This is a genomic window from Mucilaginibacter sp. SJ, from assembly GCF_028993635.1.
Taxonomy (GTDB): domain Bacteria; phylum Bacteroidota; class Bacteroidia; order Sphingobacteriales; family Sphingobacteriaceae; genus Mucilaginibacter.
The window spans coordinates 429,733-445,521 of sequence record NZ_CP118631.1; the positions used below are offsets into that span (position 1 = coordinate 429,733).

Consider the following 15,789-nt stretch of genomic DNA (forward strand, 5'->3'; position numbering starts at 1 on the left):
TCATTAATTATGCTATTTGTTTTCTATCAGGTTTTTTCTGAATACTTCGAAAAGTTTCTTCCTGTAACTGTCGCTGATGGGAATACTTCGCTCAAGCCCGTTTAGAAAAACCTGGTTGCCGTCAATTAATTTTACCTTGGCAATCGAGATTATAAATGATTTATGCGTCCTTATAAATGAGTCAGTAGGCAGATTTTCTTCCAATGACTTTAAGTTTAACAGTGATATAACTCTTTGTTGCGTTGTAAATACCGAGAGATAGTTTTTCAGCCCTTCAATATATATAATGTCGGCAAGGTCAATTTTAAGCAGTTTGTTTTTTGAATCTGTTTTTAAAACAATAAATTTATTTTGGACAATGCTTGTTATGTCGTTTTCTGCAGACTTTACTCGTTGTACTGATTGCAGCAGGCGTTCGAAAGAAATGGGTTTTAACAAGTAATCCAGTACCTCGTTTTCGAATCCCTCTAACGCGTATTCTTTGTAAGCGGAAGTTAAAATTATAGGAATCTTTTTTTTAATGATTTTAATAAATTTCAACCCTGAAATTTCAGGCATTTCAATATCTAAAAAGATCAGATCGACCGAGTTGTGTTCAATGAAGCTAATTGCGTTTATGGGGTTATTAAAAGTTCCTATTATTTTTAGATGCTCAATCTTTTGAATGTAAATCGTCAGAAGGTCAATAGCATGCTGCTCATCATCAATTATTATACAATTCATCGTGGTTCAGGGGGATTCTTAAAATGACTGAATAAAAATTTGTATTATCTATAATTTTCAAAGAATGCTTATTTGAATAGGCAAGGCCAAGACGTTGCTCAATATTCTTCATTCCGATGCCGAAGCCCGGACGCAATAAATTGTTGCTTTTTTTCTTATTATGCAGTGTAAAAAACAGTTGCTCGTCTTTTATACTAAGATCAATTACTGTCGCATGTTGTTTATCTAATAAATCGCCGTGTTTAAATGCATTTTCAACCAGTGTAATCAATATAAAGGGTATGATTTTTTTATCAGCAGATAGTTCGTCTTCAGGTATGCTCAGTTGGATGGACATTTTTTTATCAAATCTTAATTGGTGAATTTTGATAAGATTGGTAATATGTTCTATTTCATCTTTTAACCATACTTTCCCATCGCTGTCTGGATTTGCAAGAATATTTCTCAATATGTTTGAGAGCAACATTATACTTTCAGAAGCTTTCTCTGAATATTTAATGACCTCTGTATAAATCAAACTCAGCGTGTTAAATAAAAAGTGGGGATTAATTTGTAATCTTAGATAGTTCAGTTCCGATTTGATTTTTTCTTTCTCCATTTCTGCCGTTTTCTGAATTTCAAGATATCTGGATTTTTCAGCTGACAACAAGTTCCTTTCCATCTTCAATTTGTCTTTAATCAACCAGTATGTATAACTAATGGAGATAATATATAAAAAGCGAAATATCCTTAGTATTGTGAACTCTCTAATGGAGGCAGTGAACATACTGGTAGGCAGGGAAATATCGCGAATCAAAATCATCAAAGCGTAATTGGTATTAAGATAAATAATGCACAAACACACAACGATAATAATCCTTTTCAGATACTTAAACTTATCAACCCCAACTATCAGTATGAGCTGATAGTTTCCGTAAAAGAAAATGGCGTTTAATAAAAAGTAAAAACATGAGCTTACAAGAAAGACTCTTTTGGGATAAATCAAGAACACCGCGGCATTCTCATAAATGAAGTATAATGCCCATGCGAAAATATGAGCAGCCATCTCTTTAAGCAACTCACGTTGTTTTTTTTTCATTTATAGATTTGGGATAAGTTGGTGTTTTTAGGTCATTCGTGTATTCGAGTGGCTAAGTTGTGTATTTTTTTTAAAAGTAATATAATAAGTTATGATATTACAGGCCGTCTACAATATTATTTACACTATGGAAACAATGTCAAATCTTCGGATGGCCAAACTAAAAATTAAAAAAATCGTTCAATTTGCCGGAAAGCGCGTAAAACCAGGTAAAAATTTACCAACTGAAACTACATTTCCACCCACTATTACCGGAGAAATGTAGTTTGGCTTTTAATTTACGATACCCATTCAGGGAACTTTTAATTCCTGAATGGGTATTTGTTTTTTGTTACAACAGTATTTGCTGCTGCAATTATTTGCTTTTAATTTACAGAACACTGTAGCATGATTTAAACATTTTTGGGTTAATGGGCTGCCAGGCATTAAGCTTGGGCAAAAGTTGATAGAGAAGGCTCCGTTCCTGAATTCGTATCTTTCTTGCGAAAAAAAAGGTTTTTTTGTTTTACTCGTTTTAATGAGTATTATTGTATTGTGATATTAACTAATTCTATATGCATTCTTTAAGAATGTGTTGTTGATATTTACCCAAGTCTACCATGAATATCTAAATTTAAAAACGGTTGTTGTGACAACCATTAGCGAAGCTTTTTAGCTTATTGGGACGTTCTGCGTTTATTTCTACACATTTAATTATATTAAGTTTTCTTGACTAATCTACCAGCACAGGGTTCTGATATGAACATTTGTGACCGGGAATAAATAGCCAATCCAGATAAACCTGTTGCTATATGTTCCGCTGATCAGGGGCGGGAACGTTGCATGATCATTTATTTATTTCCAGGTTCTTAATTTAAGAAAACAGGCTTCGCCTAAAGATTTTTTATCGCGTCTAATTTTTTTCAGCGTTTACCTCAACTTACAACCAATTGCATGAGCCAACATCTCGAATTAAGCACACCTGTTTACAGGTCAAAAGGATTTGAAAAACCTCTTAAAATTATCTTCGAAGTTTTTTTTTATTACTGTTTATTATGTTGGATGCTGGCATACAACCAGTTTAATAATAAGGAGTTGGTCGCCTTCGTTCCTTTGGTTGTAATCCTGTCATTCTGTGTTATCAAAACCGGTATTTTAAAAAGAATGAACAAGGCGTCTTTGTCAGGGCTTGCGGCTGTAACTTATATAGTAATATTTGATAAAATTGATAACACGAATATTGCGAAATATATTCACGTGACCTTGTTGGACCGAATTTCCCTCCCAACGGTACTTTTATCAACTATAATCCTGATTTACCTTTTAAAGGTCTTGTTTGCAAAATCATATATTTTGTACATCGATAATTTATGGCGAAAAATGGGTTTTGCTTTTCTTTTTTTATTGACCACAACTATACTGTTGTATTGCATGCTGTGCAGACTATACCAGATAAATACCCAACTGGATTTGCAATTATTAAATAAGCTGATTAAGTACAGCATGTTAGTGTTGTTGTGCCAGGAGTGTACTATGGGTCATGCGCTTGTAAAGCGCATGACCTGGGGCCTGCTGATTAGTATTTCGTCAATTTTAGTGTTAAACATTACGTTCTGATAATTTAATCATCTAATGACCCGTAATAATAGTGCATTTGTTCAAAAAGTGATAGATTACAGCTTAGTAGCTGTTTTTTGCTTTTTTCCATTGAGTTTTAATCTATCCATCGGCTCTTTTCATGATGTATCACACCCATTATTGGCAACAAATTTTTCAGTTTCCGATTTGTTGATAGGCCTGGTACTCATAGTATGGATAGTGAAAGTCATTGCTTATAGACAATGGCGCAATGTTAAATATCCACCAAAAGAAATTCTTCTTTTTATCTTGTTCGGCTTATTGTCGGTCATGAATGCTGTATCACTAAGCCAATGGGTGAAAGAGTTTGTTCAACTGGCTGAATATTTTGTTCTTTTTTACCTGCTCGTTATAAATAACTTTCTCTCTGTTAATATCCGGACAGTCAAATATGGCATCTTCATATTAACTACAGTATTGGTTATAATAGCCTTTGTTCAGGATATAATCTTAAAAAGCGACTACTACCTGGTAAGAGGACTTTTTATCAATGAAAATGTTTTAGGCACGTATCTGTGCATGGTATCGCCTTTAGTTTATATAGAAATACTGGAAACAAAGAAACTTGCTGTTAAGGTTTGGACGGTAGCAATGCTTGTTTTAACATCCATAGTATTATTATCTGGAAGTGCCATTTGTGCAGTATTAATTTCCTTACTGGTGATGAGCATTCTGCATAGCAGGAAAACTGCGCTTTATTATGTAATTGTAGTGATTGTATTCGGCGTTAGTTACAGGTGGATCATGCCAGAAAAGAACATCAACAGAGTAAGGGATTTTAGTAGTATTTATGAGCAAGGACAAATAAGCGAAAACTACTACACCAGGCTTGCTATGATAGCAGCGAGTAATAAAACAGAAATATTTACCCGTGAATTTGGCGATAAGTATCTGAAGCTTTCTACAAACTTTGATTTTGCAGAGCGAAAGTTAAATGTGCAAAAAGGAGATCTCTATCAGGAATTCAATAATAAAAAGGCCATTAAAAACAGGTATCTTGAAATGCAAGCGTCATTGATATTGCTAACCGAATTTACCCCTCTGGGGGTTGGATTAGGTAATTTTCAGGATAAAATTGGTATGTATTATAAAGGGTTTCCGAAAGTAAATACGGCTGAACCCGAGCAACATAATCAATTTCTTCTCATAGCCTCTACAAGCGGGTTGTTAGGGCTAACAAGTTTTTTGTGGATACTGATGTCCTGTTTCCGGATTAATTTGAAAAGGTACATAGCCAACAAGCAGGAACTGTTTTATCTGGGGTTATTGGGATGCCTTATTGCCATATTTTGGGAAGGCTGTTTTTCATCGCTGTTGTCAACTGCGTTGTTTGTACCGTTTATTTTCGTTATCTGCTCCTCATTAACAACTTTTAACCATGCTAAAATTACAACTTGATAATAGGCCCCGCAGGGTCAGTCTTGCGGTAATAGTTTTCACAGCAGTAATCTTTATTATCGGAACATCTTTGAAAAGTGGGGGTGTGAAGAGCTTGATATGGATAGAGGCAGAATCGGCGGAGAAGGTTGTGGAGCCTTTACGTATTATCGATATGGAGGGGGCCTCTGAAAAAAAAGGTATAATCGCAATCGGCAATCATTTCAGAAAGGAGGGTTATGCAAAATATAAATTTGCAGTTGAGCAGGATGGGGATTATACTGTTTGGGGAAGATGTTTCTGGGATAATGTATGTACCAATTCTTTCCAAATAGGCATAGATAATTTAGGATTGGAAGGTATAGGAGAGGATCCTTTAACAAATCAATGGCATTGGGTAATGGGCCCCAAATTTAAAATAAAAAGAGGGGAGCATACCCTTTATCTTTGGAATAGGGAAGCGAGTTCACAGATAGATAAAATGTTGATCACGGCAGACCCCACCTACGTTCCTGAAGGGACAGGAATTGTTTCATCCATATCCGAAGATTTTGAGACAGGTCTGATTCCGGAAAATTTTAGTTTCTTAAATAAATCTGACTGGAAAATTGTTGATGGAAGCGCCAAAAGTAAAAATCTCTTTCATGCTACAAATTCTACAGGAGGTTATTTAGGCAACCAAGTGCTGATTCATCAGGATTATGGGGCCAGTTATCTATTTAGTTTAGCTTTCAAGGCCAATAAATTCCCCCGAAAAACGGTGTCTGTCAGTTTTAATTATCAAAATGAACTCAATTTCTGTGAGGTTAGGATCGATGGCCGTGCTATCAAATTAATAGAAACCCGTAATGGCCATCAAAAAATTCTGCAACAAAAGAGTTTTAATGAAAATCTTATAAATGACGAATTCCGAGATTTGTCTGTATGCAGCGACCATAACACTTACAATATAAAGTATAATGGAAATGATATTTTCAGGTTCGCAGTAAATCCGCTCACAACGGGAGATATTGTAGGATTCGGCTCTTCAGCAGGCGTATATTTTGATAATATATCTTTAAATGGGGAGCAAAAAATCAGCTATAATGAGAACTTCCACGAACCTGATTTTAGCGCCTCCACAGAGAAACCGGAAACATCGGCTGGGTATTTACAAAATTTGAAACGTGGACGTAGGAACTGGTGGATCATAGATGGACAATGGAACCAAACCACCTTGGATGGCTATGAAGAAATTGGAGCAAAAAGCAGTTCCGGTAAGCCTGCTTTGATTGTGTTTGGAACTGATTTCTGGAAAAATTATGAGATACAAGTAGCAACTCGATTTAACAGCGAAAATGGAGCCGGCATCATATTTAATTTTCACGACAGAAACAATTACAGTTTGTTCAGGTGGATAAAAGGACCTTCGGGCTGGAAATATCTAATAGATAGAATCCAATCTGGAAAGGAGACACCGATAGCAGCTACCATAGCTATAAATCCCAAAAAAGGGCTGTCTTACTGGTATAAAGTCAATCTAAGAATTAAAGACGACTCTATTAAGGTACTTATAGGCGACAAGATTGTTCTTCAGAAAAAAAGTAAAATGCTTGAAGGAGATGGTAAAGTTGGCTTTTGGAGCATGGGCGAAGCCGGAGCTTATTTCGACGATATTTTGGTTTCATCAATTAAAAACTTAAGTCCGGTGCCCGAATCGCCCATGCATGTATATAATCTTTTTACAGCACAGCTGGACATATCAACATCCTATAGTTACTGGTTACCTGCAAAAGATAGCATTATCATTAAACAGCCAACGGGCATTTTTATTTGTTTAAATAAACCAATGTTTGAACCGGCATTTATTTATAATACAGGTAGCTTTAAAACTGACTTCAAAATTTCATTAGCAAGCGATGGCGTACCCAGGGACATTGATGCAAATTTGAATTTTAAAGTTAATACCAAAGAAGGTAATGCAGATTATAATTTTATAATCGCCAATGATAAGATTACCGTAACAAAAAATGCCCAGGTAATATTCATCAAGAATTATAATTCGTCAGCAAGAACAGATATTCATATTTCTCATATCAAAAACGTTTGGGAAATAGTTGAACTGGACAAAAAAGTTGCCTCTTTTACCGATAAGACACAATGGGATACCACCAAAATTGGTGTGGGATATTCAGGCGTAGGGCAAGCAAAAGTTATTTTACAGCATATAGAAATTGAAAACCTTTAAGATGAAATTTAGTAATGACTGTTTTTCTAAAAAAACATTTTTGCGAAGCTTTTTATTAATTGTAATTGGAATTGTTTTTAACAGATGTTCATATGACACGAACAAAAATGCAGGAGAGGCCAATCAAGTAGTCATCGAAGTTGGACAGTATAGAGTAACTTTTCAAGAATTCGAAGAACAACTGGAACTTTTAAAAGCCAAGGGAACGCCCACCCGGGGGAGCCTGCAACAGTTAATTGACAACTATGTGAGTGCCGGTCTTTTAGTGCAATTGGCAAGAAAAAATAATATAGATCAAAGTGCGGATTACAAAAAGCAACTTATTTACATAAAAACTGAGTTGGTTTCAAAATTTGCAAAAATAAAGCGGATCGAGTCATTTAAGAATGTTGCTTACGATCAAAGTAAATTTACGGCCCTTTTTGATTCAACAAATGTGATCGATTACATTTGGGTACCGCTGCCACGTAAAGATGTTTCCAAGGAAATTCTCGACAGGTTAAACTCAGGATCGAGTGTTCAGGAATTAGTGAACAGCAACAAATTTGATGAATGGAATAAGCTTAATCTGCGGTTCTACATTAATTTACCTACAGGGTCGGCTCCATTTACGGCAGATCTGCTTGAGCGTATCAATAATATGAAGATTGGAACATTTAAGGTATTTGAAACGCAGTCCGGTTATCACTTGATCAAAGTCATCAGCCGTTCTCCTAACGGTCAACTACAAAAATCAACCAATACATTACTACTAAATTTAAAAATTGCACAAGCCATCGAGAACGGCGATACAACACTGAATCCATATGTGTTAAATAAAGATTTGAAAGTTAATGATTCACTACTTGCCAATATCCCTTTTCAAATAGAACCACTTGCCAAAGAAACAAGCAACGGAAAAATAGATGACAATCCCGAGATAGCTGAATTTTTGGGAAAAATAATTTATAAAAAACAGATAATGGCGCAACTAAAAGTATTGCCGCTTAACATTCAATCTGTTTTCAAAAACAAGTCGACTCGCGCTTTAAAAATTGTAAATTTAATTTTGGCCAATAACGCAGATCTGTATAATAACAAAATTTTAGAATTAAATAATTACAGGTCATGGTTAACCAATTTTCTGCACACTGAATTAGACAATGATCGAAGTAAAGACACTGTTAAAGCGTTAGTTAAAATTATAGAAGCCAATCTCGGATACAATGGCGGTAATTTTGTTGATTACCGGGATCAAATGTTGAAAACTCCCCGGTCAATGTACGCTCACAATGATGAATCCGAACTGCAAATTATCAGTTTTGACCAAAGAAATAAATACTCTTGGGTTTATGATGACAATCAGCCGGGAAAAGAGGCCGTCAAGCTTAATTTTTCGGCCATTGATAAATTAGATCTTCCCGATGTTTTAGATTCTTTTGACCGGGATTTAATAGCATATTCCCGGAATTGGAGATTAACAGCAGCTCAATTAAAACTGGAACTGAACAAACTTACTCCAGAAAGCCGATTGGCTATCTCAGCACATGGGGATTTGAAGAAACTGATCTATTACCTCATGGAGAGGGATGTAAAATCGGTACAAAAACAGCCGATTACCATTAATAAAAAGCTGATAGAAAAGATTGATGTTGTAGGGAGCTCAATTGATTCATTGCATGACTTTGAAAAGTATGGAATATTGGGGGCGCTGGGGAATACAAAAATAAACGAAGCAACGACGATTCGCCTTGTAGCTAATATGCCTAAAAATGAGCGTAATAAATTTAGAAGTAATTTTTCTTTTAGAAAAGAAGCATTCAAGCAATTATTGATAGATGAATTTTGGAAAGATCAGGTTGATATGGGCAAACTGATTAAAGATCCTGATTTTAACAGGAGCCTGCAAAAGAGAGAAAATTGGTTATTGGCAAACATGTATTATCAATCCGTTCTGCTTGTTAATGTCCCTGAAACAGATGATGACTTTTTAAATATGCAGCTAAAAAAAGTAAGCAGAGTAATAAGTGAAAAGAGACTGAAGAATACTCTTGATACGGAAGCCCGAAAAACTCCAATAAAAATAAATAGGAAATTGCTTGAAAAGCTGGGGATTTCTGCTGGAAAGTCTATATACAATTTAATGGAGATTAAAGGCTAAGCGATGAGGTATATTTTAATAACGGGTATTTGTTTTTTTACTGTTAATACACATGCCCAGTTTCATGCGGTTTACATTCCGGAAGCGAAGTTACAAGGGATGAAGATGGATGGTGACTTAAGGGATTGGAGCTGGATGCAACCGGGTGACTATATAACCACGAAGTCAATGAATGAGTTCTCGTCAAATTTGAAAGTGGACGAGAAAAATTTCGGCTGTAAACTGGCTGTTGGCTGGAGCGATATAACCAACAAGTTGTACATCATGGCGTTAGTTTATGACAATATAAGAAGCTCCAAAGTTATTACAACAACAGATGCCGGCTGGTTGAATGATAATTTCGGAATTTCTGTTTATCCAATAGGTTATGACGACGATAAAAGCTTTATTCAATACTATTTTTTAGTGCCTTTTGTTGACAAAAGAAGGGAAGTAGTTGTGGATAGGGGAGCGGATTGGCTTAAATCACAACTTAGCTGGGGATGGAAAATGTTAGGCGATCCGAGGAAGCCTGGTTATACGGTATATGAAATCTCTATGCCTATATGGGATAATTGTAGTCTTAAAGGAATTAAATTAAGTAAAAAGCACAAGCTTTCGGCAAATGAGATCATCAGCTTGGCATTGGAGTTTAATGATTTGGATAACGACAAAACCACAGTAAAGCATTGGGATACCTCTCATGATGGTGCTTGTTTTTCCGATCCCAAGTATGTGTCAGAATTTGTTTTGGACCCACCTGTTAGTTTAAAGAATTCGTGGGACAACATTGACAAAATTTTAAAGGCTTCACTTTGGTAATTCCATTTACTTTTATCCTGTAATAATCGAGTCTGGATTTAGTTGGCCTGATTTTCCCTGTGCTTAACTTGACCAAACTACCTGAAGCTTTTAAATCTGGGATGCCGAAATTATGAATATCTGTAAATCATTTGGAGAATATTAAAGTATCGCAAGAAGCAGGATTTTGTTGCTGATAAGTGATTGAAGTTATTATCAAACTGAAATTAAAACTATGAGGTATATTTTAATAATAATAATAATAATTTCTTTGAGCCTGAATACGTTCGCTCAGTTTCATGCAGTTTATATTCCTGAAGAAAAGCTGTCGAAAATGAAAATGGATGGCAATATGAACGATTGGAACTGGATGCAGCCCGCTGATTTTATTACTACTAAATCGTTTAATGAGTTTTCGTTTAATGCTAAGGTGGACCCCAAAAACTGGGATTGCAAATTGGCATTTGGTTGGAGTGACGTTACCAACCGACTTTATATCGTCGCATTAGTTTACGACAATGTACGAATTGCAAATGTTATCACTACAAAAGATGCACATTGGCTGAATGATAATTTTGAAATTATGGTTTTTCCTACGGGCAATACGATTGAACGGAGCTTCGTTCAATACTATTTCTTAGTGCCTTTTATTGATAAAAACGAGGAGATGAATGTAGGAATTGGGGGCAAGTGGCTTAAATCACAACTTGAATGGGGATGGAAAATATTGGGCGACCGAAGCCGTCCCGGTTACACGATATATGAAATCTCGATGCCTATTTGGGATGATTGGAATGCCAGAGGAATAAAGTTCAGTAAAAAACACACGCTTTCAGCAAATGAAACAATTTATTTATCAATTGCTGCTAACGATTTGGACAATGATAAAACTAAAGTAATGCATTGGGATACGTCTCCTGGGAGGAATTGTTTTTCAGACCCCAAGGATCTTTCTGAATTAACCTTAGACCCGCCGGTTAGCGTTAATAGATCATGGAATAATATAGCTAAGGTCCTCATGCCATATTGATGGCAATTCCGTTTGAATCTGCTTAAATATTATTACAGCCTTTGTAGGGCTAACCCACTCTGTTGAATTTAGTGAGTTGGTGCGAAAATAATGTTAATCGCTATCATTTGAATCTTTTGCCAATGGTGCACGTTCTGATTAACGGGTTATTATTAATTAATAATTATTCTGGAGTACAGTACTCAATTGAGTACTTTATAGATTCGCTGGGTAATATCAAATCTGCTGATCATATATTTACTGTACTCGTATCAAAAAATTATACTGGAAGTTTAAGTCCGGCAGAGAATCTCATCATCCGCAGAGTCGGATTCGACTCTGCAGACAGAGCAAAACGAATTTGGTTTGAAAATTTTTCTTTGCCAAAACTTTTTATTGAAAGCGGTTTTGATCTTTATCATTCCCTCGGTTATACATTACCTATTTTTTCGAGGATACCATCAATTGTAACAGTTCATGATTTGATAGCACTGGATTTTCCTGCTTTTTGTAAAAATGAAACGGCGATATACTATAATGCTTTTATACCAAGGTCGTTGAGTATCGCAAAAAAAATAATAGCAGTTTCTAATACGGTCAAAACAGATATTTTATCTAAGTTTCCGGATGTACCGGAGCATAAAGTCGAAGTTGTATATCATGGCTTGCACAAGAGATTTTCCGATATTGATGATTGGGATCCCCTGATAACGCTGAGGGCTAAATATAATCTACCGGATGATTTTTTCCTGTTTGTTGGCAATATTGAGCCAAAGAAAAACCTATCAAATTTAATCAAAGCTTTTTTGTACTTAAAAACCACACATAAGATAGGTCAAAAATTGCTAATAGTGGGGGCCAAAGGCTGGAAGTACACTGAGGTGATGGATTTTTGGGAGCATAACTTAATGAAAAACGAGATTGTATTTTTAGGATATGTGCAGGAATCAGATCTGCCCGGTATATATAGTCTTGCACAATTATTTATATTTCCCTCTTTTTACGAAGGCTTCGGGTTACCTGTTATAGAAGCCATGGCTTGTGGTTGCCCTGTTATCATATCAGACAGGGGCGCATTGCCTGAGATATCAGGTGGTTTATGCGAACAGGTGAATCCTGATTGCGTTACAGAAATAGCACATGCAATTCTTAAAATAATAAGATGGGAAGTAAACCGAAGAACGGAAAGGGTTGCACTGGGGAAAGGATGGAGCAAAGGTTTTACATGGGAAGCTGCAGGTGCCAAGGCCTTACGTATTTACACTTCTGTATATAATTCATTGTTGCACACCAATAGAGGTATTTGAAATAGAAGCAGTTGCCCTGCAATAATAAAGGAGAAGGTCACTCGTGACTTCTTGAATTTTAAATTAAACTGCACGAGTTTATGATTGTCGCTTATATTTTGGCAAAGTATCCAAACCTTACAGAAACCTTTATTCAAAATGAGATTACCGCCTTGCGGCAGCGCGGTTTAATAATACAGATTTTAGCAATTGATAAGGAAGATGTTCCTTCAGTGGAAGCTGCCGATACTTTGGGCACTATAATTTACTATGGCAAAAATTTTGCGTTTGATAAGTTTTTAGCCCATTTACATTGTATTGCTTTTTATGGATATAAATATTTTAGAACCCTTATCGCTTCACTGTTTATAAATGATAAATCGTTTTGTGATCCTCTGCATAATTTAAAAGCATTTTCAATAAGTGTATATTTCCTTTACCGCTTAAGAAGGTCTCCGGTAAGGCTCGTACACGCACATTTCATTAATATGCCCGCAACAATAGCCTCATTGTTGTCACGGTTATCTGGCTTGCCGTATAGTTGCAGTGCACATGCCCATGATATATATACGGGGAATGTCAGTGACATTAATCGTAAGATTGCCGGATCAGTGTTTACGGTAACGTGCACAGCAGCAAATAAGGATTATCTTTTAAAACTTTGCGCGGATAATTATCACGATAAAATAATTCATATATATCATGGTATAGACACCAGCGTTTGGCCTTCTCGGATTTATAATCCTAACATAATAAAGCCTGTTAAAATTCTTTCTATTGGCAGGTTGGTCGAAAAAAAAGGCTTTAACTATCTATTAGAGGTTGTTTCAATTTTGAAAGAAAATGGATTGGATGTCCGCTGCACGATCGTGGGTGATGGCCCATTAAAAAAAAAATTAAAAAACCAAGCTAAGGAACTATTTATTGAAGATGTGGTAACCTTTCATGGTGCACAACCTCATGAACATATTAAAGATTTGTATGCTGGCTGCGATTTTTTTGTTTTGCCATGTCATATAAGCAAAGATGGTGATCGTGACGGTTTGCCCAATGTCCTGTTGGAAGCTATAGCCCTGGGAATACCTGTGATTTCCAGCAACATTTCCGCTATTCCGGAATTAGTTAAACATAGATTTACAGGAATGCTAAATGCTGCCGGCGATTCTAAGTCGATCGCTGACAATATTATGGAGCTAACGAGCAATCCCGAACTGCGAAGGTCTCTGTCAGTTAATGGGCGGAGTATGATTGAAGAGAGTTTTGCTATGAATAATTGTACATCCCGTCTGAAAGAACTTTTAGATAAAGCAGCAAGCGGTGGAAAAGAAAATTAAGATATTATTTGGGATGGAATCAACAGGTGGCGGATCTCTAAAACACCTGATCTATTTAATTACGCATCTTGATAGGGAAATCTTTGATATGACCCTTATGTATTCTTTAAGAACAGGAAGTGAAAATGAAGAGATCGATAAATTGAAATTACTCGGTATAAACATTATTCGAATGCAAATGCCAAAAGATATTTCTTTTTCGAAAGATATGATCTGTCTTTTTAAGGTCACAAGTTTTTTGATGCGAAATAAATTTGATATTGTTCATGCCCATAGCTCAAAAGCTGGTTTCTATTTCAGGATAGCATCATTACTTAATAAAGTTCCAACTGTTATTTATACACCGCACTGTTTTTATTATCAAAGCAAGTCTGGTATGAAAAGGACTTTTTTTGAACTCCTTGAACGCGGGTTAGGCCTTATATCAGATAAGATCGTGGTATCAGAAAATGAGCGGCTGCAGGGCGTAAGATCCAGAATAGCTCCAGCAGATAAATTTGTTAATATTAACAATGCCATTGATTTTAATGATTATGTAGAATACGAACGAGAGACCTGCTTGAAACATCTGGGTTTGCACGATAGCGCCGTTGTAATCGGTTCAGTAGGGAGGTTGGTGAAGCAAAAAGATATGCTCACCTTAATATGGGCTGCCGGGCAACTCATAAAAGAAGTCCCTGATCTTTATTTTATCATTGCCGGGATGGGTGAAGAAGAAGACCTGTTGCAGGCGGAGATAGCAAAACTGGGACTTTTGAATCGCGTGCTGTTAGTGGGCTGGGAATATAATATTGACAAAATATTTTCTGCGATAGATATTTTCGTAAGTACATCGTTGTGGGAAGGGTTACCCTACGTTATTTTGGAGGCGATGTTTTATAAAAAGCCAATCGTGGCAACAGATATTGGCTATCAGCACGTTCTCGTGGATAATGAAAGTTGTTACCTTGTGCCCGTTCAGGATGTATTGACACTTTGTGAAAAATTAAAATTGTTAGTGAATGATCGGGAACTTCGCCATGAGTTCGGAAAAAAGAACAGGATTAATTTCGACCTTAATTTTTCGTTTAAAAAATTTGTGAAACAGCATGAGCAGCTCTATCTGAAGCTATTTAACAAGAACTGAATTATTAATATGTTATTGCTATTAATTAGTAGGAGCATATTTTTCGCTGATTTTTGTGATAGAATGAATATAACTATAAAATGAAGATTTTAGTGACCGGAGGTGCCGGATTTATCGGCAGCAATCTCATTTCGATTTTACAAAAAAACGGTTATCATGCCATTTGCTTTGATAACTTTGATGAGTTTAAAGAGCAGAAGCAGTTAAATATTTCCCCCTTTTTAGATAGTGAAAATTTTACATTGATAGAAGGTGATATCTGTAACATGGATCATCTTAAATCCATCCCCGATATTGATGTGATTGTTCATCTCGCAGCTAAAACAAACGTTCGTTCCAGCATAAACAATGCACGTCGCTTTTACGAGGTGAACGTTTCTGGTACAAAAAATTTACTCGAATTTGCGAGGCTGCGCCGTGTTAAGCAGTTTGTCTTTGCATCATCCAGCAGTGTCTATGGAATTAATCCGGCAATCCCATGGACCGAAGATGCATTCCCATTGCCGGTCAGTCCGTATGCAATTTCAAAACTACGCTGCGAGGAAATAGGGCGTTTTTACAGCGACCAGTATGGAATCAGATTTTTAGCCTTGCGCTTTTTTAACGTTTTTGGGCCAGCACAAAGACCAGATCTGGTCATTCATAAATTTTTCAAGTATATCTTAGAAGGGCGGCCGCTTGAAGTTTTAGGTGACGGGAGAAGCAGCCGTGATTATACATTTGTAGGAGACATCGTGGACGGAATTCTTTCAGCTATCGGGTATGATCAATCAGATTTTGAAGTAATCAATTTAGGGGCACAACGTTCAGTCAATTTAATGGATTTGATCATAGCCATTGAAGAGATTTGCCAAAGCCCTGCAACTATAAATCATTGTCCCGAGCAACCAGGGGATCTGCTAATTACTTACGCTTCCATTGGCAAGGCAAAAAAAATTCTTAATTATGTGCCGCAGAACATATTCAAAGAAGGCCTCACGGCGTTTTATAGCTGGTTTATATCAGTTAAGGAAAACAGGTTTACCCTGCCTGATCCGGCTATCCTGGATATTCACAGTAATATTTTAAGGGATGATATCAGTTAACATCCGG

The 15,789-nt window shown here is 36.3% G+C and carries 11 protein-coding genes; 9 read left to right on the forward strand and 2 right to left on the reverse strand.

Annotation, left to right across the window (positions count from 1 at the left end; translation table 11 throughout):
- Nucleotides 1-12: 12 nt before the first annotated feature.
- Nucleotides 13-723 carry a LytR/AlgR family response regulator transcription factor gene (locus MusilaSJ_RS01615; RefSeq protein WP_274988331.1) on the reverse strand — a complete coding sequence of 237 codons (711 nt, stop codon included), beginning with the start codon at nucleotides 721-723 and terminating at the stop codon, nucleotides 13-15.
- Entirely contained in the window at nucleotides 704-1,801 is a 1,098-nt protein-coding gene (locus tag MusilaSJ_RS01620; protein ID WP_274988332.1) for a sensor histidine kinase, read from the reverse strand. Before MusilaSJ_RS01620 ends, MusilaSJ_RS01615 begins: the two co-directional genes overlap by 20 nt.
- A 1,611-nt stretch (nucleotides 1,802-3,412) precedes the next feature.
- Between MusilaSJ_RS01620 and MusilaSJ_RS01625 the strand changes: the two genes are divergently transcribed.
- From MusilaSJ_RS01625 to MusilaSJ_RS01665, 9 genes are all read left to right on the forward strand, one after another.
- Nucleotides 3,413-4,816 (forward strand): O-antigen ligase family protein, encoded by a 1,404-nt coding sequence (locus MusilaSJ_RS01625; RefSeq protein ID WP_274988333.1) that lies wholly within the window; start codon nucleotides 3,413-3,415, stop codon nucleotides 4,814-4,816.
- Nucleotides 4,797-7,022 (forward strand): hypothetical protein, encoded by a 2,226-nt coding sequence (locus MusilaSJ_RS01630; protein WP_274988334.1) that lies wholly within the window; start codon nucleotides 4,797-4,799, stop codon nucleotides 7,020-7,022. Before MusilaSJ_RS01625 ends, MusilaSJ_RS01630 begins: the two co-directional genes overlap by 20 nt.
- 1 nt (nucleotide 7,023) lies before the next feature.
- Nucleotides 7,024-9,162, forward strand: a complete 2,139-nt coding sequence (locus MusilaSJ_RS01635; RefSeq protein WP_274988335.1) for a peptidylprolyl isomerase — start codon at nucleotides 7,024-7,026, stop codon at nucleotides 9,160-9,162.
- Nucleotides 9,163-9,165: 3 nt separating this feature from the next.
- Nucleotides 9,166-9,963 (forward strand): hypothetical protein, encoded by a 798-nt coding sequence (locus MusilaSJ_RS01640; protein ID WP_274988336.1) that lies wholly within the window; start codon nucleotides 9,166-9,168, stop codon nucleotides 9,961-9,963.
- A 214-nt stretch (nucleotides 9,964-10,177) separates the two neighbouring features.
- The gene (locus MusilaSJ_RS01645; RefSeq protein ID WP_274988337.1) at nucleotides 10,178-10,972 is read left to right on the forward strand and encodes a sugar-binding protein; all 795 of its coding nucleotides are present in this window, start codon (nucleotides 10,178-10,180) and stop codon (nucleotides 10,970-10,972) included.
- Between the two features lie 71 nt (nucleotides 10,973-11,043).
- Nucleotides 11,044-12,258: a glycosyltransferase family 4 protein gene (locus tag MusilaSJ_RS01650; RefSeq protein WP_274990431.1), complete on the forward strand. Its 1,215-nt coding sequence runs from the start codon at nucleotides 11,044-11,046 to the stop codon at nucleotides 12,256-12,258.
- 80 nt (nucleotides 12,259-12,338) lie between these two features.
- Entirely contained in the window at nucleotides 12,339-13,571 is a 1,233-nt protein-coding gene (locus MusilaSJ_RS01655) for a glycosyltransferase family 4 protein (RefSeq protein WP_274988338.1), read from the forward strand.
- Entirely contained in the window at nucleotides 13,555-14,697 is a 1,143-nt protein-coding gene (locus tag MusilaSJ_RS01660) for a glycosyltransferase (protein ID WP_274988339.1), read from the forward strand. The genes MusilaSJ_RS01655 and MusilaSJ_RS01660 overlap by 17 nt, the downstream gene beginning before the upstream one ends.
- Before the next feature lie 80 nt (nucleotides 14,698-14,777).
- Entirely contained in the window at nucleotides 14,778-15,782 is a 1,005-nt protein-coding gene (locus MusilaSJ_RS01665; protein WP_274988340.1) for an NAD-dependent epimerase/dehydratase family protein, read from the forward strand.
- The last annotated feature ends 7 nt before the right edge of the window (nucleotides 15,783-15,789 follow it).